This is a genomic window from Micromonospora sp. HUAS YX12, from assembly GCF_040215685.1.
Classification (GTDB): domain Bacteria; phylum Actinomycetota; class Actinomycetes; order Mycobacteriales; family Micromonosporaceae; genus Micromonospora; species Micromonospora tulbaghiae.
On sequence record NZ_CP157974.1, the window covers coordinates 5,142,327 to 5,162,327 of the forward strand.

The 20,001-nt window shown below is 74.9% G+C and carries 20 protein-coding genes; 7 read left to right on the forward strand and 13 right to left on the reverse strand.

The features are described from left to right. Positions 1 to 46: 46 nt before the first annotated feature. The 3 genes from ABIH81_RS24525 to ABIH81_RS24535 all read right to left on the reverse strand — a co-directional run bounded on the left by ABIH81_RS24525 (position 47) and on the right by ABIH81_RS24535 (position 3,475). Positions 47 to 1,963 carry a beta-propeller domain-containing protein gene (locus ABIH81_RS24525; RefSeq protein WP_349877235.1) on the reverse strand — a complete coding sequence of 639 codons (1,917 nt, stop codon included), beginning with the start codon at positions 1,961 to 1,963 and terminating at the stop codon, positions 47 to 49. A 103-nt stretch (positions 1,964 to 2,066) separates the two neighbouring features. Next, positions 2,067 to 2,363 (reverse strand): MoaD/ThiS family protein, encoded by a 297-nt coding sequence (locus ABIH81_RS24530; RefSeq protein WP_018784437.1) that lies wholly within the window; start codon positions 2,361 to 2,363, stop codon positions 2,067 to 2,069. After that, positions 2,360 to 3,475, reverse strand: coding sequence for an exo-alpha-sialidase (locus tag ABIH81_RS24535; RefSeq protein ID WP_349877236.1), 1,116 nt, complete (start codon positions 3,473 to 3,475; stop codon positions 2,360 to 2,362). The genes ABIH81_RS24530 and ABIH81_RS24535 overlap by 4 nt, the downstream gene beginning before the upstream one ends. Positions 3,476 to 3,640: 165 nt before the next feature. Between ABIH81_RS24535 and ABIH81_RS24540 the strand changes: the two genes are divergently transcribed. After that, complete coding sequence (locus ABIH81_RS24540; protein WP_349877237.1) at positions 3,641 to 4,051, forward strand: MmcQ/YjbR family DNA-binding protein; 411 nt, start codon at positions 3,641 to 3,643, stop codon at positions 4,049 to 4,051. Between the two features lies 1 nt (position 4,052). Here ABIH81_RS24540 and ABIH81_RS24545 read toward each other — a convergent pair whose 3' ends face one another. Beyond that, positions 4,053 to 4,589, reverse strand: coding sequence for a GNAT family N-acetyltransferase (locus tag ABIH81_RS24545; protein WP_349877238.1), 537 nt, complete (start codon positions 4,587 to 4,589; stop codon positions 4,053 to 4,055). A 108-nt stretch (positions 4,590 to 4,697) separates the two neighbouring features. Here ABIH81_RS24545 and ABIH81_RS24550 point away from each other — a divergent pair, with 108 nt between their 5' ends. Beyond that, the gene (locus tag ABIH81_RS24550) at positions 4,698 to 5,576 is read left to right on the forward strand and encodes an alpha/beta hydrolase (protein ID WP_349877239.1); all 879 of its coding nucleotides are present in this window, start codon (positions 4,698 to 4,700) and stop codon (positions 5,574 to 5,576) included. Positions 5,577 to 5,662: 86 nt separating this feature from the next. Continuing rightward, on the forward strand, positions 5,663 to 6,079 hold the full coding sequence (locus ABIH81_RS24555) for an ASCH domain-containing protein (protein ID WP_120573794.1): 417 nt from the start codon (positions 5,663 to 5,665) through the stop codon (positions 6,077 to 6,079). A 25-nt stretch (positions 6,080 to 6,104) separates the two neighbouring features. On the opposite strand, the gene ABIH81_RS24560 is transcribed toward ABIH81_RS24555, so the two are convergent. Continuing rightward, complete coding sequence (locus ABIH81_RS24560) at positions 6,105 to 7,232, reverse strand: CoA transferase (RefSeq protein ID WP_349877240.1); 1,128 nt, start codon at positions 7,230 to 7,232, stop codon at positions 6,105 to 6,107. Positions 7,233 to 7,349: 117 nt separating this feature from the next. Here ABIH81_RS24560 and ABIH81_RS24565 point away from each other — a divergent pair, with 117 nt between their 5' ends. Beyond that, positions 7,350 to 8,747: an acyl-CoA synthetase gene (locus ABIH81_RS24565; RefSeq protein ID WP_349877242.1), complete on the forward strand. Its 1,398-nt coding sequence runs from the start codon at positions 7,350 to 7,352 to the stop codon at positions 8,745 to 8,747. Positions 8,748 to 8,755: 8 nt separating this feature from the next. Here the strand turns inward: ABIH81_RS24565 and ABIH81_RS24570 are convergent, their stop codons facing one another. The 3 genes from ABIH81_RS24570 to ABIH81_RS24580 are packed head-to-tail and all read right to left on the reverse strand — an operon-like array spanning position 8,756 to position 11,466. Next, entirely contained in the window at positions 8,756 to 9,856 is a 1,101-nt protein-coding gene (locus tag ABIH81_RS24570; protein WP_349877243.1) for an FUSC family protein, read from the reverse strand. A gap of 33 nt (positions 9,857 to 9,889) precedes the next feature. Beyond that, positions 9,890 to 10,267: a sensory rhodopsin transducer gene (locus tag ABIH81_RS24575; RefSeq protein ID WP_349877244.1), complete on the reverse strand. Its 378-nt coding sequence runs from the start codon at positions 10,265 to 10,267 to the stop codon at positions 9,890 to 9,892. After that, positions 10,264 to 11,466, reverse strand: a complete 1,203-nt coding sequence (locus tag ABIH81_RS24580) for a D-arabinono-1,4-lactone oxidase (RefSeq protein ID WP_349877245.1) — start codon at positions 11,464 to 11,466, stop codon at positions 10,264 to 10,266. The genes ABIH81_RS24575 and ABIH81_RS24580 overlap by 4 nt, the downstream gene beginning before the upstream one ends. A 52-nt stretch (positions 11,467 to 11,518) precedes the next feature. Here ABIH81_RS24580 and ABIH81_RS24585 point away from each other — a divergent pair, with 52 nt between their 5' ends. Together ABIH81_RS24585 and ABIH81_RS24590 are read left to right on the forward strand one after the other, a co-directional pair. Continuing rightward, positions 11,519 to 13,345: a glycoside hydrolase family 15 protein gene (locus ABIH81_RS24585; RefSeq protein WP_349877246.1), complete on the forward strand. Its 1,827-nt coding sequence runs from the start codon at positions 11,519 to 11,521 to the stop codon at positions 13,343 to 13,345. A gap of 49 nt (positions 13,346 to 13,394) precedes the next feature. After that, positions 13,395 to 14,129, forward strand: a complete 735-nt coding sequence (locus ABIH81_RS24590; protein WP_349877247.1) for a zf-HC2 domain-containing protein — start codon at positions 13,395 to 13,397, stop codon at positions 14,127 to 14,129. Between the two features lie 100 nt (positions 14,130 to 14,229). Here ABIH81_RS24590 and ABIH81_RS24595 read toward each other — a convergent pair whose 3' ends face one another. Together ABIH81_RS24595 and ABIH81_RS24600 are read right to left on the reverse strand one after the other, a co-directional pair. After that, positions 14,230 to 14,796 carry a sigma-70 family RNA polymerase sigma factor gene (locus tag ABIH81_RS24595; RefSeq protein WP_349877248.1) on the reverse strand — a complete coding sequence of 189 codons (567 nt, stop codon included), beginning with the start codon at positions 14,794 to 14,796 and terminating at the stop codon, positions 14,230 to 14,232. A gap of 151 nt (positions 14,797 to 14,947) precedes the next feature. Beyond that, positions 14,948 to 15,421: a molybdenum cofactor biosysynthesis protein gene (locus ABIH81_RS24600; RefSeq protein WP_349877249.1), complete on the reverse strand. Its 474-nt coding sequence runs from the start codon at positions 15,419 to 15,421 to the stop codon at positions 14,948 to 14,950. Between the two features lie 90 nt (positions 15,422 to 15,511). Here ABIH81_RS24600 and ABIH81_RS24605 point away from each other — a divergent pair, with 90 nt between their 5' ends. After that, entirely contained in the window at positions 15,512 to 16,771 is a 1,260-nt protein-coding gene (locus ABIH81_RS24605) for a hypothetical protein (RefSeq protein WP_349877250.1), read from the forward strand. A 131-nt stretch (positions 16,772 to 16,902) separates the two neighbouring features. Here ABIH81_RS24605 and ABIH81_RS24610 read toward each other — a convergent pair whose 3' ends face one another. The 3 genes from ABIH81_RS24610 to ABIH81_RS24620 form a co-directional block, all read right to left on the reverse strand. Next, complete coding sequence (locus ABIH81_RS24610; protein WP_349877251.1) at positions 16,903 to 17,973, reverse strand: PIN domain-containing protein; 1,071 nt, start codon at positions 17,971 to 17,973, stop codon at positions 16,903 to 16,905. Positions 17,974 to 18,008: 35 nt separating this feature from the next. Continuing rightward, entirely contained in the window at positions 18,009 to 18,233 is a 225-nt protein-coding gene (locus ABIH81_RS24615) for a hypothetical protein (protein WP_349877252.1), read from the reverse strand. Positions 18,234 to 18,360: 127 nt separating this feature from the next. After that, positions 18,361 to 19,950: a DHA2 family efflux MFS transporter permease subunit gene (locus ABIH81_RS24620; RefSeq protein ID WP_349877253.1), complete on the reverse strand. Its 1,590-nt coding sequence runs from the start codon at positions 19,948 to 19,950 to the stop codon at positions 18,361 to 18,363. Between the last annotated feature and the right edge of the window lie 51 nt (positions 19,951 to 20,001).

The following is a 20,001-nucleotide window of genomic DNA, read 5'->3' on the forward strand; positions in this document are numbered from 1 at the left end:
TTTCCCCCCGGGCCGGCGTCAGGCCGGCGGCTTCCTTCGGTCGGTGTCAGGTCAGCGGCACCCAGGCGAGGGTGGTCATGCCGGACAGCGCGGTCGCCTTGAGACCGGCGTCGGAGACCGTCCACAGCACACCGTCGATCATCAGCGAGCGGCGGATCGGCGTCCACTCGCCGCCGTCGGTCAGGGCGCCCGGATGGTCGACGGCACCGGCGACCGTGAAGCCCTTGTCGCCGATTCGCAGCGCCAGCACGCCGCCGGAGGGCGTGTCCTTGACGCCGTCGGCCCGGTCGCTGACCACGCCCGGCCGGGTCACCGGGATCACCACCAGGCGCTCGGGCGGCCAGTACAGGAACGCGTGCGGGTCGTTCTCCGCCTCGGACCAGCCGCCCGCGACGTGGTGCTGGGCGATCCGCGCCGGCCGGGCCGGGTCGGCCACGTCGAACAGCGACACCTGGGTGCCCGTCACCCGTCCCCGGTCGGTCGCGTCCTGCCCGACCCCGATCAGCCGGCCGTCGCCGGCCGGGTGCAGGTACGACGAATACCCGTTGATCTTCAACTCGCCGGTGACCCGGGGCGCGGCCGGGTCGCGCAGGTCCACGCCGTACAGCGGGTCGGTCTGCCGGAACGTCACCACGTATCCGGTGCCGCCGACGAACCGCACCGCGAAGATCCGCTCGCCCTTGCCCAGGCCGGTGACCGCGCCGACCCGCTTCAGCGTGGCCCCGTCGGCGCGCAGCACGTAGACGCCGGACTGCGAGGCGGTCCCCCGCCCCCAGGTGTCGCCGGTGGTGGTGGCGACCCGCAGGTGACCGTCCCACTCGGACAGCGCGTACTGGTCGATCAGCCAGCCGGGCACGGACCCGGCGGCGACGAAGCGTGGCGTGCCCGCCGCGGTGTCGAACTGGTAGATCTCGGTGCTGATGTCGCGCGCCGCGGACGGACCGCCACGCCACATCCGCCAGCGGTGGTCGTTGGCCACGTAGAGGCGCGCGCCGTTGCTGTAGACGGTGTCGCCGTCGGCGGCCACTGTGACCGGGTCGCCGGCGCCGAGCGCGGACGCGCCCAGGTCGAAGCTGAGCACCGTCACCATCGACGCGCCGGAGAAGCCGGCCGGCCGGCTGACCCGGTCGCAGCCGACCCGTCCGGTGCCGACGGTCCGGACGCTGTCGCGGATCTCGTAGCGGGGCAGCCAGTCGTCGAGCGTGGCCTTGTCGATGACCGCGCGGTTGGCCGCGATCCGCTGGGCGTCGGTCCGGCGGCCGGACGGGTAGGGGAAGCCGAGCCGGGGCGCGGACCGGATCACCACCCGGGCGGTCGCGCCGGACTGCCGCGCGTCGACCAGGAGACCGTCGATCCGGTACTCCCCCACCACGCGGGGCGGCCCGGCGAGGTCCAGCAGGACCAGCCGCGCCTGCGTGGTCGTGCCCGGGACCGTCCGCCCGTTCGGCACGGGGCCCGCGACGGTCCGTCCGGCGCTCAGCAGCACGAGCGCCCGGTCACCGTGCAGCAGCAGGCTCGCCTCGCCGCCGGAGAACCGTTCGGCGGTGGGATCGAGCGCCAGCCGGCCGGTCACGCGGCGGCTCGCCGGGTCGACCACGGACAGCACGCCGCGGCTGACCGTGACGATCCGCTTCCCGTCGGTCTTGACCAGGTCCGGTTCGTCCACGCCGGCCTCGTGCACGTTGGTGCCGGAGAAGTCCGGCGTGGACGCCGACGCCGCGTCCTTGGCGGCGCCGCCGATCGCCGTCGCCCGTTCCGCGCCGAACTGCCGGATGTCGCCCGGGCCGAACCCCCACGGGCCGACCGCCGCCTTCGCGGCCGTGCGGAGCTGCCGCAGCGCCTCGTCGCAGCTGTCGAACGCCACCAGCCGCAGCCCGCCGGCCGGTACGACCCGCCCGGTGGGCGGCGGGTCGGCGGCCGGCGGTGACGCGGTGCAGCCGGCGAGGACCAGCGTGGCGGCCATCGTCCATCGGTGAGTCCGGGATGCGTGACGGGTCATGCCGGTCAGACGTGGCGGTGACGGGCACGGTTCCCGGCCGTGCCGACTCAACCGCCGGTCGTGGCGCTCAACCGCCCGCCATCGCGCCGAGCACGATGAACGGCTCCTTGCCGGCGACCACCTCCTCCGGCAGCGGGTCGTCCGGGGACTCGTTGGAGAGGTCCAGCTCGCAGGCGTAGAAGCGGACGAACGGCCGGCGCTTCCCGCTGTGCCGGTCGCGGATCGTGCCGAGCAGCATCGGGTACGCGGCCTCCAGCGCGTCGAGCACCTCCCGCTGGGTGGGCGGCCCGGCCACCTCGACGCGTACCTCGCCGGTGACGTGCGCCAGGTTCTTCAGGTGCGCCGGCAGCACCACCCGGATCACGGCAGCACCTGGACCTCGACCGAGAGCACGCCCGGCAGGTCCCGCACGATCGGCGCCCAGGTGTCGCCGCCGTCGGCGGAGTGGTAGACCTGACCGCCGGTGGTGCCGAAGTAGATGCCGCACGGGTCGAGCGTGTCGACGGCCATCGCGTCGCGCAGCACGTTGACGTAGCAGTGCGACTGTGGCAGTCCTTCGGTCAGCGGCTCCCAGTGCTCACCGCCGGTACGGCTGCGGTAGACGCGCAGCTTGCCCTCGGGCGGGTAGTGCAGCGAGTCGCTGGTGATCGGCACCACGTAGATCGTCTCCGGCTCGTGCGCGTGCACCGCGATCGGGAAGCCGAAGTCCGTCGGCAGGTTGCCGCTGACCTCCCGCCAGTTGGCGCCGGCGTCGTCGGTGCGCATGACGTCCCAGTGCTTCTGCATGAACAGCGTGTCCGGCCGGGACGGGTGCTGGGCGAGACGGTGCACGCAGTGCCCGACCTCGGAGTCGGTGTCGGGGATCTCGCCGGAACGCAGGCCCTTGTTGATCGGCAGCCAGCTCGCGCCGCCGTCGTCGCTGCGGAACGCGCCGGCCGCCGAGATCGCCACGTAGATCCGGTCCCGGTCGGCCGGGTCGAGCAGGATCGTGTGCAGGCACATCCCGCCCGCGCCGGGCTGCCAGGACGGGCCGGTCGGGTGCTGCCGCAGGGCGGTCAGCTCGGACCACTTCTGGCCGCCGTCGGTGGACAGGTAGAGGGCGGCGTCCTCGCCGCCCGCGTACACGGTGTCGGGGTCGTGGCGGGACGGCTCCAGGTGCCAGATCCGCTTGAACTCCCACGGGCGTGGGGTGCCGTCGTACCAGAGGTGCTGCCCCACCTCGCCGCTGTAGGCGAAGTCGTTGCCGGCTGTGGTCCAGGTCCGGCCGCCGTCGTCCGAGCGCTGGATCAGCTGCCCGAACCAGCCGCCGGACTGGGACGCGTACAGCCGGTCCGGTTCGACGGGTGAACCGGTCAGGTGGTAGATCTCCCAGCCGCCGAAGTGCGGCCCGTCGACGGTCCAGTCGTCGCGCCTGCCGTCCGAGGTCAGGATGAACGCGCCCTTGCGCGTGCCGACAAGTACTCGTACGCCGCTCATGTCTCGTCCTCTCGTCCGAGGGGTTCTCCCCGCAATGACCGTGCGGCTCACCGAAACTCATCGCTGTCGTACTCCCCGGCTACGACATTTCCTTCCCGGACGCGCGGCGGCGGGCCGCCACGCCGGTGCGGCCGGATTGTCGGAGGCTGCGGCTAGCCTGCGCGCATGACCGGCCCCGGAGACGTCCCACCCGAGCACCTCGCCCGCCTGCGGCCGGTCTGCCTCGGCCTGCCGGAGACCTACGAGGAGGCGGCCTGGGTGGGCGTGCGATGGCGCGTCCGCGGCCGGACGTTCGCCCACGTGCTCACCGTCGACCCGGGCCACCAGGCGGCGTACGCGCGGGCCGCGGCGACCGACGAGCCGGTCTGCGTGATGACGTTCCGCTCCCCCGGTGACGAGATCGCCGGGCTGCTCGCGGCCGGGCCGCACTTCTTCAAGCCGGACTGGGCCGCCGACGTGGTCGGGCTGCGGCTGGACGCGGACACGGACTGGACCGAGGTCGCCGAGCTGCTCACCGAGAGCTACTGCGTGCTGGCCCCGAAGAAGCTGGTCGCGCTCGTCGACCGGCCCGGCTGAGTCAGCCGAGCTTCTTGCGCAGCGTCTCGAACGCCAGGTCCGGCCGCAGCGGCACGCCGAACCGCTCGTCGCCGTACGGGAACGGGCTCAGGTCACCGGTGCGCACGTAGCCGCGCCGCTCGTACCAGGCGATCAGGTCGTCGCGCTGGACGATCACTGTCATCCGCATCTCGCCGGCGTGCCACTGCTCGGCCGCGTAGCGCTCGGCCTCGGCCAGCAGTTCCCGGCCCAGGCCGCCGCCCTGCCGGCCGGGGGCCACCGCGAACATGCCGAAGTAGACGTGGTCGTCGCGGCGTTCGAGCTGGCAGCAGGCCACCAGGGCGCCGTCCTGCTCGGCGACCAGCACCACGCCGCCCGGGCCGGTGACCGCCGCGGCCACCATCTCCGGGTCGGTGCGCTGCCCGGCCAGCAGGTCCGCCTCGTGGGTCCAGCCCTGGCGGCTGCGCTCGCCCCGGTACGCCGACTCGATCAGGTCGACGAGGGCGGCCACGTCCTCGAGGCGGGCGACCCGGACGGCACGGGGTGCGGGGCTGGTCATGGCGGTTCTCCACGGTCGCGGCGACGTACCTGGTCAGCGTACGCACGCGGGTGTCCCGGACGGCGGCCGGGACCACCGGGCGGGACGGCTCGTGGTTCACTGCCCGGCATGGAGACGACGGTCGGCGCGGCGGGACTGCCGGCGGTCGTCGACCTGCCGGCCGGGCCGGTACGCGGCGGCCTCGTCGTGCTGCACGGCTCACACGCCGGGCAACGCTCCCACTTCCTGTACGCGCACCTGGCCCGGCTGCTGCCTCCGGCCGGGATCGCGGTGCTGCGCTACGACCGCCGCCCCCGGATCGACGGGCACGACGTGCCGCTGGCCGACCAGGCCGAGGACGCGTCGGCCGCGGTGACCGAGCTGCGCCGGCACGTCGGGGCGGTCCCGGTCGGGCTCTGGGGTTTCAGTCAGGGCGCGTGGGCGGCGGCGCTCACCGCCACCCGCTGTCCGGTCGGCTTCCTGGTCCTGGTCGGGTGCAGCGGCGTGAGCCCCGCGAGGCAGATGCGCTACGGCACCGCCGAGCAGTTGCGCCGCAACGGGTACGGCCCGGCCGACGTGGCTGAGCTGACCCAGCTGCGCGCGCTCGTCGAGGACTACCTGCGCGGCGACGTGGCCCGCCCGGTGGCGCAGGCGGCGATCGACGTGGCGGCGCGGCGCCAGTGGTTCCCGCTGGCGTTCCTGCCCGAGGAACTGCCCGCCGCGCCCGGCACCTGGACCGACATGGACTACGACCCGGCGCCGGTCCTGGCGCGGCTGACCGGCCCGGTGCTGCTCTGTCACGGCGAGACGGACGCGTGGATCCCGATCGAGGAGAGCCTCGCGGTGTGGCGGCGGAGCGCCCGCGACGCGGAGCTGACGGTGGCCCGGCTGGCCGGTTGCGACCACGCCCCGACGCTCGGGGAGCGCGAGAACCTGGACGGCGTCAGCCCGCAGTACGAGCGGGTCCTGCTCGACTGGCTCGACCGGACGCTGCCGCCGCCGGGCTGAGTGGCCGGGCTGGGTGGCCGGGCTGGGTGGCCGGGCGTCGCGGAAGGCGGTCGCCCGCCCCGCGTGACCCGGCTACGCTGCCGCGCATGGACGCCGACCTGCCCACCTTCGAGTTCGCCTTCCCGGGCCCGCTGCGCGACCAGCTCGTCGCCGCCGTGCTCGACGGGAGCAAGACCACCACCACGGGTCTGGTCCAGGACTACGAGATCGACGGCGAGCCGCTGCCCGCCGTCGGCACCCGCTCGGCCGTGATCGACTCCGACGGCCGGCCGGTGGCGGTGATCGAGCTGGTCGAGGTGCGCGTCGCCCGCCTCGGCGACGTCGATCTCGACCACGCGCGCGACGAGGGCGAGGGGTTCGACACGGTCGCCGCCTGGCGGGCCGGCCACGAGCGGTTCTGGCACGGCGAGGACTACCGCGGCTGGCTCGGCGACCCCGGTTTCACGGTGGACGACGACACTCCGGCCGTGCTGGAACGCTTCCGCCTGGTCGAGACGCTCTGACGGGGGGCCCGGCGGGCGGCCGGGCTCACTCCGCGGCGAGCCAGGCGCGCAGTTCCGCGCCGTGCTCATCGAGGCCCGGCGGCGGCAGCTCGTAGCGGGGCGGCGCGTCGGACAGGCCGATCGGGTTCCGGACGCCCGGCACCCCGCCGGTCGTCACCACCGGCTCCAGGCCGAGCCCCTGCGCCAGCGCGACCCCCTCGGCCACCGAGTTGATCGGGCTGCACGGCACGCCCGCGGCGCGCAGCTCGGCGAACCAGTCCGCGCTGCCGCGCCGGGACAGCGCCGCCACCAGCAGCGGGCGCAGTTCGTCGCGGTGCGCGGTGCGGTCGGCGTTGCGGCGGAACCGCGCGTCGTCGGCCAGCCCCGGCACGCCGAGCACCCGGCAGAGCGTACGGAACTGGCCGTCGTTCCCGGCGATCACCACCAGCTCGCCGTCGGCGGTGGGCAGCGGCTCGTACGGCACGATGCTCGGGTGCGCGTTGCCCATCCGGTGCGGCGCCGCGGCACCCGCGACGTACGCGCTGGTGTGATTGACCAGCCCGGACAGCGCCGAGGAGAGCAGGTCCACAGTGACGTGCTGACCGCGCCCGGTCTCCTCCCGGTGCCGTAGCGCGGCCAGGATCCCGACCGCCGCGTGCAGCCCGGCGATCACGTCGAACACGGCCACCCCCGCCTTGTAGGGCGGGCCGTCCGTGTCCCCGGTGAGGCTCATCAGCCCGGCGGCGGCCTGCACCATGAGGTCGTACCCGGGCAGGTCGGCGCCCCCGGCGGCGCCGAAGCCGCTGATCGAGGCGTACACGAGGCGGGCGTTGCGGGCGGTGACCGTGTCGTGGTCGAGGCCGAAGCGGCGCAGCGCGCCCGGGCGAAAGTTCTGGATCAGCACGTCGGCCCGGTCGGCGAGCCGGTGCGCCAGCGTCAGGTCGCCGGGATCGGTCAGGTCGAGCACCAGCGAGCGCTTGTTGCGGTTCACCGCGAGGTAGTAGGTGGAGACGTCGTCTCGCACCGGGGGCCGCCAGCCGCGGGTGTCGTCCCCGCCGGGCGCCTCCACCTTGACCACGTCCGCGCCGAGATCGGCCAGCAGCATGGTCGCGTACGGCCCGGCGAGGATCCGGGAGAAGTCGGCGACGAGCACCCCGTGCAACGGACCCGGCATGCCACCCCTCCTTCGCCGCCGACCACGATGACACATACCCGACGGCACGCCCGGCAGGGGTGGCCGGCCCGGCTACGGTCGCGGTACGTCGGGCGGACATACCGGGAAGGGGTGCGCGTGTCGCTGCTGAGCCGGCTCGCCGAGACCACCGACGACCGTCCGGGCGCGGTCCGCGTGGGCGACCGGTCGCTGTCCTGGGTGGAGTTGCGCCGCGCGGCCACCGCCGTCGCCGACGACCTGCGCGGCGCGGGCCGGGTGGCGGTGCCCGCCACCGCTGGCCTGGAGACGGTGGTCGGCGTGGTCGGCGGGCTGATCGCGGGCGCGGCGGTGGTGCCGGTGCCGCCCGACGCCGGCCCGATGGAACGCGACCACATCCTGCGCGACTCCGGCGCGGAGCTGCTGCTGGCGGCGCCGGGCACGCCGGACGCCGACGCCGCACCGCCGCTCGTTCCGCTGGACCTGGCCCGGCGCTCGGACACCAGGCATCCGGAACCCGACCCGGCGGCCACCGCGCTGATCCTCTACACCTCCGGCACCACCGGCGCGCCGAAGGGCGCGGTGCTGTCCGGCCGCGCGGTCGCCGCCTGCCTGGACGGGCTCGCCGACGCCTGGGACTGGACGCCGGACGACCTGCTGGTGCACGGGCTGCCGCTGTTCCACGTGCACGGGCTGGTGCTCGGCGTGCTCGGCCCGCTGCGCGTCGGCAGCCGGCTGCACCACGTCGGCCGGCCCCACCCCGAGCGGTACGCGGCGGCGGGCGGCTCGCTGTACTTCGGCGTACCCACGATCTGGTCGCGGATCGCGGCGCAACCCGCGGCGGCGCGGGCGCTGCGCGGCGCCCGGCTGCTCGTGTCCGGCAGCGCGGCGCTGCCCGAGCCGGTGTTCGCGGCGCTGGCCGGGATGACCGGGCACCGGCCGCTGGAGCGGTACGGGATGACCGAGACCCTCGTGACGGTGAGCGCCCGCGCGGACGGTCCCCGGCGGCCCGGCACGGTGGGCGTGCCGCTGCCCGGCGTGCACACGCGGGTGGTGGACGAGCACGGCGGCCCGCTGCCCGCCGACGCGATGGGTGAGCTTCAGGTACGCGGCGGCACGCTGTTCGACGGCTACCTGAACCGGCCGGACGCCGACGCGGCCACCCGGACGGCGGACGGCTGGTTCCGCACCGGCGACGTCGCGACCGTCGGCCCGGACGGCACCCACCGGATCGTCGGCCGGGCCGCCACCGACCTGATCAAAAGCGGCGGCTACCGGATCGGTGCCGGTGAGGTCGAGGACGCGCTGCTGGCCCATCCGGGCGTCCGGGAGGCGGCGGTGGTCGGCACGCTCCACCCCGACCTGGGCCAGCAGGTGACCGCGTACGTGGTCGGCGACGGCGTGGCCGAGGCGGAGCTGATCGACTTCGTGGCGCGGCACCTGTCCGCGCACAAGCGCCCCCGGCAGGTGCGGCTGGTCGGCGCGCTGCCCCGCAACGCGATGGGCAAGGTGCAGAAGAGCCGGCTGACCGAGGTGTGAGCGGTCCGTCAGCGGGCCGCCGCCGCACGGCGGACCTGCCGGCGGGCCTCGTCCGCCGGCACGCCTGTGGCACGCAGCAGGTCGTTGGCGACGGTCCGCAGCTGCGAGACCACGATGGTGCCGGAGAAGCCGATCTCCTGCCGGCACGCCTCGCCCGCGTCGCGGACCGCGCGCAGTACCCGCTCCCGGGCGGCGACCGGCTCCTCGGCGGCCAGGAACGCCCGGTGCAGCAGCCGGATCGCCTCGCTGAGTTTCTCCAGCGCGGCGGGCAGCTGCGGCGGCACCGGCTCCCGGTCGCGCAACGCGGTGCCGATCCGGCGGACCATGCCCCGGCTGTTGCGGAACGCCCGGTCCAGGTGCTCCGCACCTCGCCGGTACGCGGCCAGGGCCCGCCGTCGCCGCCAGCGCACCGGCGAGAACCGGACCACCTCGTCGGCGGCGCTGACCATCTCGTCGATCCGGTCCAGTTCCGTCTCGGCGGCGCGCATCCGGGCCAGCACCTCGTCGGCCGCGCGTACGTCGGCGTGTGCCAGTGCCTCCGCCGACGCGGTCATCTGGCCCGCGAACGTGTCCAGCGCCGGGTCGGCGACGCGGCGGACCGCGCGCAGCGGGTTCAGCGGCGCGATCACCAGCACCACGAGCAGGCCGATCACGCCGCCGACGAGCGCGTTGACGGTCCGGGGCAGCTCCAGGTCGGGTGACACCGGGGTCAGCGTGGCGACCAGGACCGCCGTACCGCCGGCCTGGGTGACGAGCGCACCGGTGCCGCGTACGAGCACCGCCGCGGAGACCGCCAGGAACACGATCACGCCGGTCTGCCACGGCCCGGTGCCGAAGAGACGTATCAGCAGGTCGCCGACGACGATGCCGAGGACCACCCCGACCACCAGTTCCACCGTCCGCCGGGTGCGGTTGCCGAGCGAGGCGGCGATGACGCTCACCGCCGCGGCCGGCGCGAACGTCGGGTCGGGGTTGCCGAGCACCTCGCGGGCCACCGTCCAGGCCAGCGCGGCGGCCAGGCCGGCCTGGACCGCCACCAGGAGGTACGTCCGCAGCCTCCGGCGGCCGGACCGGCCCGCGTCGCGTACCCGGTCGACGGCATCCCGCATGCGCCCGGGTACCCGCCGCAGGTCGCCCGAACCTCACCCGGGGTACGCCATCGTGCCGGTCAGCGCCACCACGCCGGGGAGCCGGGTGTCCTGGCGCAGGAACTGCACCACCACCGGCACCGGGGAGCGCAGCACGCAGCCGTACGGGCGGTCCAGCCGCACCGCCTCCGGGTCGATCAGGTCGTTCACCCGTACGTGCCGGATCCGGCGGGCACCGACCCGTATCCGGTACGGCCCGACCGGTTCGGCGTCCTGGTAGTAGAAGTCCAGCTCCAGGTCGGCGTCCTGATCACCGGCGTTGAGCACGCAGAGCTGGTCGAAGGCGGTGAACGCCGGTTCCGGGCCGTGCGCGGGGAACGGCACATGCCCGCCGGGCACCACCCAGACCCGGGCGCCGACCGGCCCGCTCACGACTCCTCCAGCAGCCGGGCCAGGTCCGGGGTGAGGAACACCCCGTCCGGGTCGAGCCGGCGGCGCACCGCCTGGAAATCGTCCCAGCGGGGATAGAGCGGACGCAGTTCCCGCGCGCCGAGCCAGTGCTTCTTGCCCCAGTGCGGGCGTCCGCCGTAGTGCCGGAACACCGCCTCCACGTCCCGGAAGTACTCCTCGTACGGCAGTGAGGTGTTCTGGAGGCAGGCGATCGTGGTGGTGGGGCGGCCGTAGGCGTTGCTGAGCCAGATGTCGTCGGCGGCGATGGTGCGGACGAGGACCCGCCAGGCGGCCACCCGGCGGTGCCGGTCGCGCACCCGGCGGCGCACCTCCGCGAAGCAGGCCGGGAACGCCTCCGACGGCAGCATGTACTCGATCTCCTCGAAGCGCAGCTCCCGGTGCCGGGGAATGGTGCGGTGGGTCGGCCCGACCTGGCTCTGCCGCGGCTCGCCGTCCGGGAGCCGGGTCTGCGCCCGGTCCGCCGCGGCGTCCCGGTCGATGCGGTTGATCACCCGGATCTGCGTCTGGTCGCTGCGCGGATACCAGTAGAAGTCCATGTTGCGGTTGGTGTGCTGCAACTCGGCGAGGTGGTCCAGGGTCCAGTCCAGGTGCGCGCACCAGGAGCGGCGGTGCAGCTGGTAGCTCGGCTGTACGTCGAGCGTGACCCGGGTGACCACGCCGAGCGCGCCGAGGGAGAGGCGGACGGCCGGCAGCAGCTCCGGGTTGCGCCGCGCGTCGACGTCCAGCACGTCGCCGGTGCCGGTGACCAGGCGTACGCCGGTGACCTGGGTGCTCAGGTTGCCGAAGCCCAGGCCGGTGCCGTGGGTGCCGGTGGCGGTCGCCCCGGCGATCGACTGGTAGTCGACGTCGCCCAGGTTGTCCATGGCCAGCCCGGCGTCGTAGAGCCCCTCGCCGAGCGCCCGGAGCCTGGTGCCGCCCCAGGCGGTGGCCACCCGCCCGTCGCCGGCGATCACCCCGGCCATCCGGTCCAGGCTCAGCAGGATCCCGTCGGTACGCACCAACGGGCTGGACGAGTGCCCCGAGCCGACCGGCCGGACGGTGGCGCCGCTCTCGCGGGCACGGCGCACCAGCGCGCGTACCCCGGCCTCGTCGGCGGGCTCGGCCCGCTCCGCCGGTGTGAAGCAGAGGCTGCCGGACCAGTTCACGAACTCGCGTGTCACCTCGGCCCCTCCCCGGCCCGCTTACCCGTGCCCGCCCCGGGTAGTCAGCGCCGTGCCCGAGTCACCGCGGCCGTTCCCGCCGATCGACGCGTACGCGTTCCTGTCCGACACGCACACCACGGCGCTCGTCGCGCCGGACGGTGCGGTCGAGTGGTTCTGCGTACCGGACGCGGCGGGCGACGCGGTCGCGGCCCGGCTGCTCGACCGGGACGCGGGCGGCCGGTTCACGCTCGCCGTCGCCGGCTGCCCGGCGCCGCGGCGCCGCTACCGGCCGGACACGCTGGTGCTGGAGAACGACTGGGCCGGACCGTCCGGCGTGGCGACCGGCGAGGACCTGCTCGCGGTCCGGCCCGGCGCCGCCGACCGGCCGATCCACGCCGAGCGGGTGCTGGTGCGCCGGCTGCGGATCACCGACGGCCTGCTGCGGGTCCGCGCCGAGCTGACACCCCGTCCCGGGTACGGGGCACGCCCGGTGCGCTGGCGGCGCGACGGGACCGGCTGGCACGCCTACGGCACGCCGCTGCGGCTGCGCACCGACCTGCCGGTCACCGTCGAGGACGGCACGCTCGTCGCCGAGGCGGAGCTACGCGCCGGGCAGGACGCCACGCTGCTTCTCGGGTACGCCCGCCCGGTGCCCGCCCTCGCCGACGCCGGCGAGCTGACCGGGCGGACCGCCGCGACCTGGCGGGCGTGGTCGGCGCGCGGCGACTACGGCGGCTTCGCGGCCGGCGCGGTCCGGCACAGCGCCCTGGTGCTGCGCGGCCTGTCCTACGACGAGACCGGCGCGCTGCTGGCCGCCCCGACCACGTCGCTGCCGGAGGAGATCGGCGGGGTACGCAACTGGGACTACCGCTTCACCTGGCACCGGGACGCGGCGCTGCTGCTGCTCGCGCTGTTCCGCCTGGGCCACGCCGAGGAGGGCCGCCGCTACCTGCGTTTCCTGCTCGGCATCTGCGCCCGGCAGCATCCGCTCGCGCCGCTCGTCGGCATCCACGGCCACCCCACCGAGGAGCGCGAGCTGCCGCACCTGTCCGGCTACGCCGGCTCGGCGCCGGTGCGGACCGGCAACGAGGCGGCACACCAGATCCAGTTCGACACGTACGGGCACATCCTCGACGCGGCGCTGGCCTACCACCTGCTCACCGGCGAGCTGACCGGCCCGCAGTGGGCGCTGCTGCGGCGCCACGTCGAGACCATGGCGCGGCGCTGGCGGGAACCGGACCACGGGGTGTGGGAGATCCGCGGCCCGTGCCGGCACTACGTCAACTCGAAGGTTATGACCTGGGTCTGCCTGGACCGGGGCATCCGCCTCGCCGGGCTGCTCGGGGACCGCACCGCCCCGGTGGACCGGTGGCGCCGGGAACGTGACGCGCTGCACGCCGAGGTGCTCGACCGCGGGTACGACGAGCGCGCGGGCAGCTTCGTCATGGCGTACGGCGGGACCGAGCCGGACGCCTCGCTGCTGCGGATGCCGCTCGTCGGGTTCCTGCCCGGCGACGACCCGCGGATGGTCGCCACCGTCGAGCGGATCCGTGCCGCCCTCGCCGTCGCGCCCGACCTGATCCGGCGCTACCGGGTCGACGACGGGCTGCCGGGCACCGAAGGCGCGTTCCTGCTCTGCTCCTTCGAGCTGGTCTCCGCGCTGGTGCTGGCCGGCCGGCACGGCGAGGCGCGGGAGATCTTCGACCGGCTCGCCGGCCGGGCCGGGCCGCTCGGCCTGCACCCGGAGGAACGCGCGCCCGACGGCACGGCCCTGGGCAACTTCCCGCAGGCGTTCACCCATCTGGCGCTCATCGAGGCGGCGCTGAACCTGGACTCGGCCGGGGACCGGGACGCGTTGCACGCGTGGGCGGAACGGTCACCGGCCGCGCGGACGTGACCGGCACCCCGCCGGGAACCAGGCGGACCGTCCCGACGACTATCCCTACATGGTGTGTGAGCAGTGGCGGGAGATCCTGTCGGCACAGCTGGACGGTGAGGCGTCCGAGTCGGAGATCGAGGCGGCCGAGGCGCACCTGACCGGCTGCGCCCGCTGCCGCGGCTGGTTCGACTCGGCCGCGTCGGTGACCCGGCGGGCCCGTACGCAGCTCGCCCCGCGGGTACCCGACCTGGTCGACGCGGTCCTGGCCGCCGCTCCCCCGCCCCGGCCCAGCCGCCGCCACCGGGTCACGCTCGGGCTGCGCGGGGCGCTCGGCCTGCTCGGCGCGGTGCAGCTCGTACTCGGCCTGGCCCAGATCGGCCGGGAGGCGGTCGTCACGCACGCGCACGCCTCCGGCCAGCATCTGTGGCACGAGTCGGCGGCGTGGAACGTGGCAGTCGGCGCCGGGTTCCTCTACGTGGCGGCGCGCCGGTCCGCCCCGTCCGGCCTGCTGCCGATGCTCAGCGCGTTCGTCGCCACGCTCGTGCTGCTGTCGGTGAACGACCTGATCACCGGGCAGGTGGCGATTACCCGGCTGGTCAGCCACGGCTTCCTGCTGGTCGGCTGGGCCGTGATGCTGGTGCTGTCCCGCCTCGGCCGGCGCCCCGGCGACACCCCGCCCGGGCAGCGCCGGTCGGAGGGATCCCGGTGGGCGCTGCGGACCGAGGAACCGGCCGCGCCGGCGCTGCGGCTGGTGCCGCCCGGCCCGTACCCCGCGCAGGCCCGCGACCGGCGCGCCGCCTGACGGTCCGCCGCGCGGGCCTGTGCGTCCCCGCGGCCCTGGCGGGCACGGTCCCGGCGGTCCCCGGCGGTCGTGGTCCCGCCACGTCCCGGCGGTCGCGGTCTCAGCGGGCCCGGCGGTCGCGGGCGTCGCCGGACCAGGCGGCGACCAGGTCCTCCCGGGCCCGGGCCACGCGGGAGCGGATGGTGCCCACCGGGCAGCCGCACACCTCGGCCGCCTCGGCGTAGGACAGGCCGAGCACCTGGGTGGCCACGAACGCCTCCCGCCGGTCCGGCGCCAGCGTGGCGATGAGACCGCGCAGCACGACGCCGTCGTCCCCGCCGCCGGTCACCGCGCCGGCCGCCTCGGCGGCGGCCTGCCAGTCCGGCAGCGCGGCGATCCGAGGCCGGGCGGTCGCCGCCCGCACGTGGTCCACCGCGACCCGGCGGGCGATCGTGAAGATCCAGGTACGCGCCGACGACCGGCCCGCGAAGCCGGGCAGACTGCGCAGCGCGCGCAGGAACGTCTCCTGGGCGAGGTCGTCGGCCTCGGCGGGCCCGGCGAGGTGGGCGAGGAAACGCCACACCGGCGCCTGGAGGGCCCGGACGAACGCGGCCGCGGCCAGCTGGTCTCCCCGGGCGGCGCGGCGCGCCCACCCGGTCACCTGCTCGTCGTCGGCGTCCGGCCTCATCCGCGGCCGGCCCGCCGGTCCGGCATGCTCATGCCGGACGGTACGGATGCGAGCCCCGCTCGGTTCATTCCTGGCGTCCCTCCTGCCCGCGCCGGAGTGCCGGTCGCCCCCGGTTGGTCGGCCGGCGGGTGGGGAAAGTTCCCGAACCGGGTCAATCGTCTACGGACACGGTAACTGGCCCGACCCGCAGGACGCCGTCGGTGAGCGGGGCGCACCGGACGCCGCCGCGGCGGCGCATCGCCTTCCACGTACCGGGGGCGACCACCACGTCGAGCCAGGCGCAGGGCGGCGCGGCCCGGTGCACCCGCAGCCGGACCGGGCCGTCGCCGGAGTCGAGCGTGAGCACGCGGCCGACCAGTTCGTCCACCGGGATGCCGTCGGTCAGCACGTTGCGCCGCAACTGGGTGAGGTCCGCGCCGGGCGGCAGCGACTCCCGCGCGATCAGCGTGACGCTCGCCTGCCGGTGCGCGGGACGGCCGAAGTAGCGGTCACCGACGATGCCGAGCTCGGCGCGCACGTGCACCTGGTCGACCAGCTCGCCCGGTGGCGCGGGGGCGGGTCCGTCCGCCGGGCGGCCCACGTACCGGTGCACGGGCGAGGCCAGCAACTGGACGATCCGCGGCATGCCCGAAGTCTAATCGCGGTCATACCATCGCTAAACCGGACGATAGCCGCGCTCACGTATCCGTGTTCGGCGCACGCCGTTGTACCAGGTGTGACGGCGAGGCGACCCGATGCGATCGGAGCTCATCCGCAGCGGCGGCTGGCCTGGGCACGGCGCGAGAACGAGCGCCGGCGTCAGGCGTACGAGGCCGCGGCCCGGATCTGGCGGCGTCGCGCCGAGCACCTCGACCGGCTGTCGATGGAGGCGGCGGACTTCCGCGGCTGCGCGCTGCCCGGCACCGCGCTGCCGGTGCCGCTGGACGCCGGCGAGGTCGTCTACCGCATCCTGCCCACCGTCGAGCTGGTCGAGGCCACGGCCCGGCACCTGCCCGGACTGCCGGTGCCGGGCCGCACGCTCGCCGACTGTCTCGACCCGGCCGACGGCCCGCTACCGGCGGGACTGCGCGTGGTCGACAGCGGCGCCGCCGTGGTGACCGACCGGCGGGTGGTCTTCGCCGGGCACGACGCCCGGCGGGACTGGCCCCTGCGGGACCTGCGCGGCCTCGGACACCACCCGGACCGTCCGGTCACCCTGCTCCACGACGCCGGCGGCGGCACACCGGCGGGCCTGCGCGTGCCGGCGCCCGGCGCGGCGAACGCCCGGTTCTACCTCACCCTCGCCCACGCCGAGGCCACCGGCGCACGGCCGGCGGTCGTCGAGGACGTCGAGGCGCTACGGTCCACCCACCGGGCCGCCCGGCCACGGCCACCCCGGCCGCTCGGCCCGTGGGACGCCCCGGCCCAACGGGCGCTCCCCCAGCGGCTGGCCGCGGCGGGCGTCGCGGCGGTGGCCGTACTGCTGGGCGTCACCTCCGCCGGCACGTGGACGGCCACGGCCGGGCAGACGGATCCGGCGCGCCGGCCGGCGGCCACCCCCGCCACGACGGCCGCGCCTGTCGCCGCTTCGGCGCCGCCCCTGGCGACTCCAGCCGGTCCGTCGTCGCCCCCGGCGCCCCGGCCGACCCGGTCCGCGCCGCGACCGGAGCGTCCCTCGAATCCGGCGGCGTGGTCGGGCGAGCGAGTCCTCGCCACCGCACCACCTGCCGCCGGGCCGTCGCCGACGCACGCCGGCGACCGTCCGCCGGCACCCGCCGAACCGTCCAGCCCGCCCGCCGACCCGGCGACTCCGGCGCCGACGGTGAGCCCGACGGGCGACCCGGCTCCGACCGGAGAGCCCGGCCCCACCGGGGCGGCGAGCCCCACCGCCTCATCCGAGCCGCCCCTGCTGGACGTCTTGGACCTGGTGGGCCTACGGCTCGGCCTGACCGTCGGTTCCAGCACGAGAGTCCAGGTGGACGCGGCTCTCTCCTGACGCCCCCGGGATGCTCTCCGAGGCCCTGGGTACCACGTCGTCGATCTTGCACTTGCCGCCCCAGCAATGCCCGGATTCACCCCTTTTGGGCGGTCTGCAAGTGCAAGATCGCGATGGTCGGGTGGGTGGGGTCAGGGGGTGTGGGGGGTGAGGAGGTAGTCGCCGTCTTCGGGGCTCCAGCGCAGCTCCACCGCGCCGCCGGTCGCCGCGGCCTTGCAGAACTGGAGGAAGCTGCGGTAGCCGAGCTTCTTCTCGCTGAAGTCCGGCCAGGCCCGTCGGATCTGGTCCTTCAGGCCGGACAGCGCCACCGCGCCGCCGTCCCCGGCGAGGTCCACCACCACGGAGCGGAGCAGCCCGAACGCGACCTCCCGGTCGCCCTGCTCGGGAAGCGACACCTCCGGGTCGCCCTTGGCGGGCCCGGCGGCCAGCTCCACCACGTTGTGCGCCGCGAGGTGGCGCAGCAGTTCCCCGAAGGTACGGAAGCCGTAGTCGGACTCGCTGAACGTCGGGTCCTTGCGGAGCAGCGCGCGCTTGAGCGCGGAGGCGGTCACGTCGCCGCCGGAGCTGCCCTGCATGCCGGCGACCGTCTGCACGAGCTGCACGGCGAGCGTGTCGACGTCCCGCGCAGACTCCTCCTCGGCCGCGGTCTCCACGGCCGGCTCGGGTGCCGGCTCCACCGGCGAGGGACGGGCCGGGCGCGACCGGCGGGCGGCCGGGGGCGGTACGTCCACGCCTTCGAGGCGGTCGTAGTAGAGGAACTCGTCGCAGGCCGGCGGCAGCAGCGCGGAGGTGGACTTCTCCACCCCGACGCCGATCACCCGCTTGTTGAGTTCGCGCAGCTTGTGCACGAGCGGAGTGAAGTCGCTGTCCCCGGTGCAGATCACGAACGTGGAGATGTAGCCGCGCTCGAACGCCAGCTCGACCGCGTCCACCGCCATCTTGATGTCGGCCGCGTTCTTGCGCGAGGCGCCCATCCGCTGCGGGATCTCGATCAGTTCGACGTGCGAGCGGGTGAGCATCCGCCGGTCCTCGTCGAAGTACGACCAGTCCGCGTACGCCCGGCGCACCACCACGCGCCCTCGTTCGGCGAGCGCGTCGGCGATCGGCCGGAAGTCGAACGGCCGGCCACCGTGATGGTCCCGTACGCCCAGGGCCAGGTTCTCGTAGTCGAGGAACAGCGCGATCCGGTCTTCGTGATCCACACTGGCAGCCTAGCCCGGCGGGACCGCCGGGCCGGTCAGCGCCGCTCGTCCCGGTAGACGGTCTCGCGGCGGGCCACGCGCTGGATCGCGTAGCTGGCCACCAGCAGCAGCAGCGCGAGCGCCACCTCGACGCCGGCGACGGTGCCGGTGGCGACGGTGAGGCCGAGCAGCAGCAGGATCAGACCGACGACGGCGAGCAGGCCCGCCAGCAGCAGCCGGTTACGCCGTCGCGCCGACCGCTGCGCGTCGTGTGCGCTCACGCTGCCCGCCTCTCCCCGGCTCCGGTCTCCGATCCTAGGCGCTGGCCGGCGTGCCGGTGGCGGATAGCGAAGCCGGCACGGCCCGGGGCCGGACGCGTCCGCGTCCGGCCCCGGGTCACGGCGGCGGTCAGTGGATCGGGACCGGCACCTGACGCTTGTCGTCGCCCGTGTCGCCGTCGAGCAGGTGCGAGGGCTCCCGGCGGCGGGGCAGGAACGCCGCGGGGATGAAGGTCAGCAGCACCAGACCGAAGGCGACCCAGAACGTGGTGGAGAAGGAGTTCGCCGCGAAGTCGAGCCCGCGCTCGATCAGCGACGGCGGCACCGGGAACTGCTGGGTCAGCTCGGGCTGCTGCTGCGAGGCGATGGCGAGCTGGGCCTCGGTCACCGGGGCGCCGGTGGCCGGGTCGGTCACGCCGGGGATCGGCCGCGAGCCGTTCAGCTCGCTGGTGAGGATGACCGACATGACCGCGGCGCCCACCGAACCGCCGATCTGCTGGAGGATGTTGACGAGCGTGGAACCGCGCGCCACCTCCGCCGCGCTGAGCGTCTTCAGCGCCGAGGTCATGATCGGCATCATCGTGCCGCCCATGCCGAGGCCCATCACGAACAGCGAGCCGCACAGCAGCCAGTACGACGTGTCGGTGCCGAGCTGGGTGAAGGTGAGGAAGCCGGCCGCGATGAGCACCAGCGCGAACGGCACCGTCCGGCCGACTGGCACGCGGTCGGCGAGCATGCCGGCGATCGGCATGGTCAGCATCGCGCCGATGCCCTGCGGCGCGATCAGCAGGCCCGCGGTCAGCGTCGACTCGCCGCGTACCTGGAGGAAGTAGCTCGGGAACAGCAGACCCGCGCCCATGAACGCGATGATGAACACGAACATGGTGACGGTGGCGATGGTCAGGTTGCGGTTGCGGAGCAGCCGCAGGTCGAGCAGCGGGTGCCGGGGCCGGAACGAGTAGAGCACGAAGGCGATCACGAGCGCGCCGCCGACGAGCATCGGCAGCCAGACCTTGGTGTCGGCGAGGGTGCCGGTCTCGGGCAGCGTGGAGATGCCGTAGAGGAACAGCGCGAGACCCGGCGAGAGCATGAGCATGCCGAGGAAGTCGAACGACTCGGACGGCTCGGCGTTGTCCTTGGGCAGCGCCAGCTGGGCGTAGACCAGGGCGACCAGGCCGATCGGCAGGTTGATCAGGAAGATCCAGTGCCAGCTCGCGACGTCGATCAGCCAGCCGCCGAGGATCGGGCCGGTGATCGGGCCGAGCAGCATCGGGATGCCGAGCACGGCCATCAGGCGGCCGATGCGGTGCGGGCCGGCGGCCCGGGTCATGATCGTCATGCCGAGCGGCATGAGCATGCCGCCGCCGAGGCCCTGGATCACCCGCCAGGCGATCAGCTCGCCGATCGAGTCGGCTGTGGCGCACAGCCCGGAGCCGATGGTGAACAGCGCCAACGCCACCATGTAGAGGCGTTTCGTACCGAACCGGTCGGCGGCCCAGCCGCTGAGCGGGATCACCGTGGCGAGCGCGAGCGTGTAGCCGGTCATGGTCCACGCGACGCGGGCGTACGTGGCGTCGAACTCGCTCTGGAACGTCGGCAGCGCCACGCTGACGACTGTCACGTCGAGGATCGACATGATCGCACCGAGCACGACGACGCCGGCCACCTTGAGTACGGCGGCGTCGAGTTTCGTCGACGTCGCTACGGGTTGCTGGGTCACTGACGGTCTCCTGGATCCGGTCCGCGCTGGGAGGCGGTGGCGGCGCCGCGC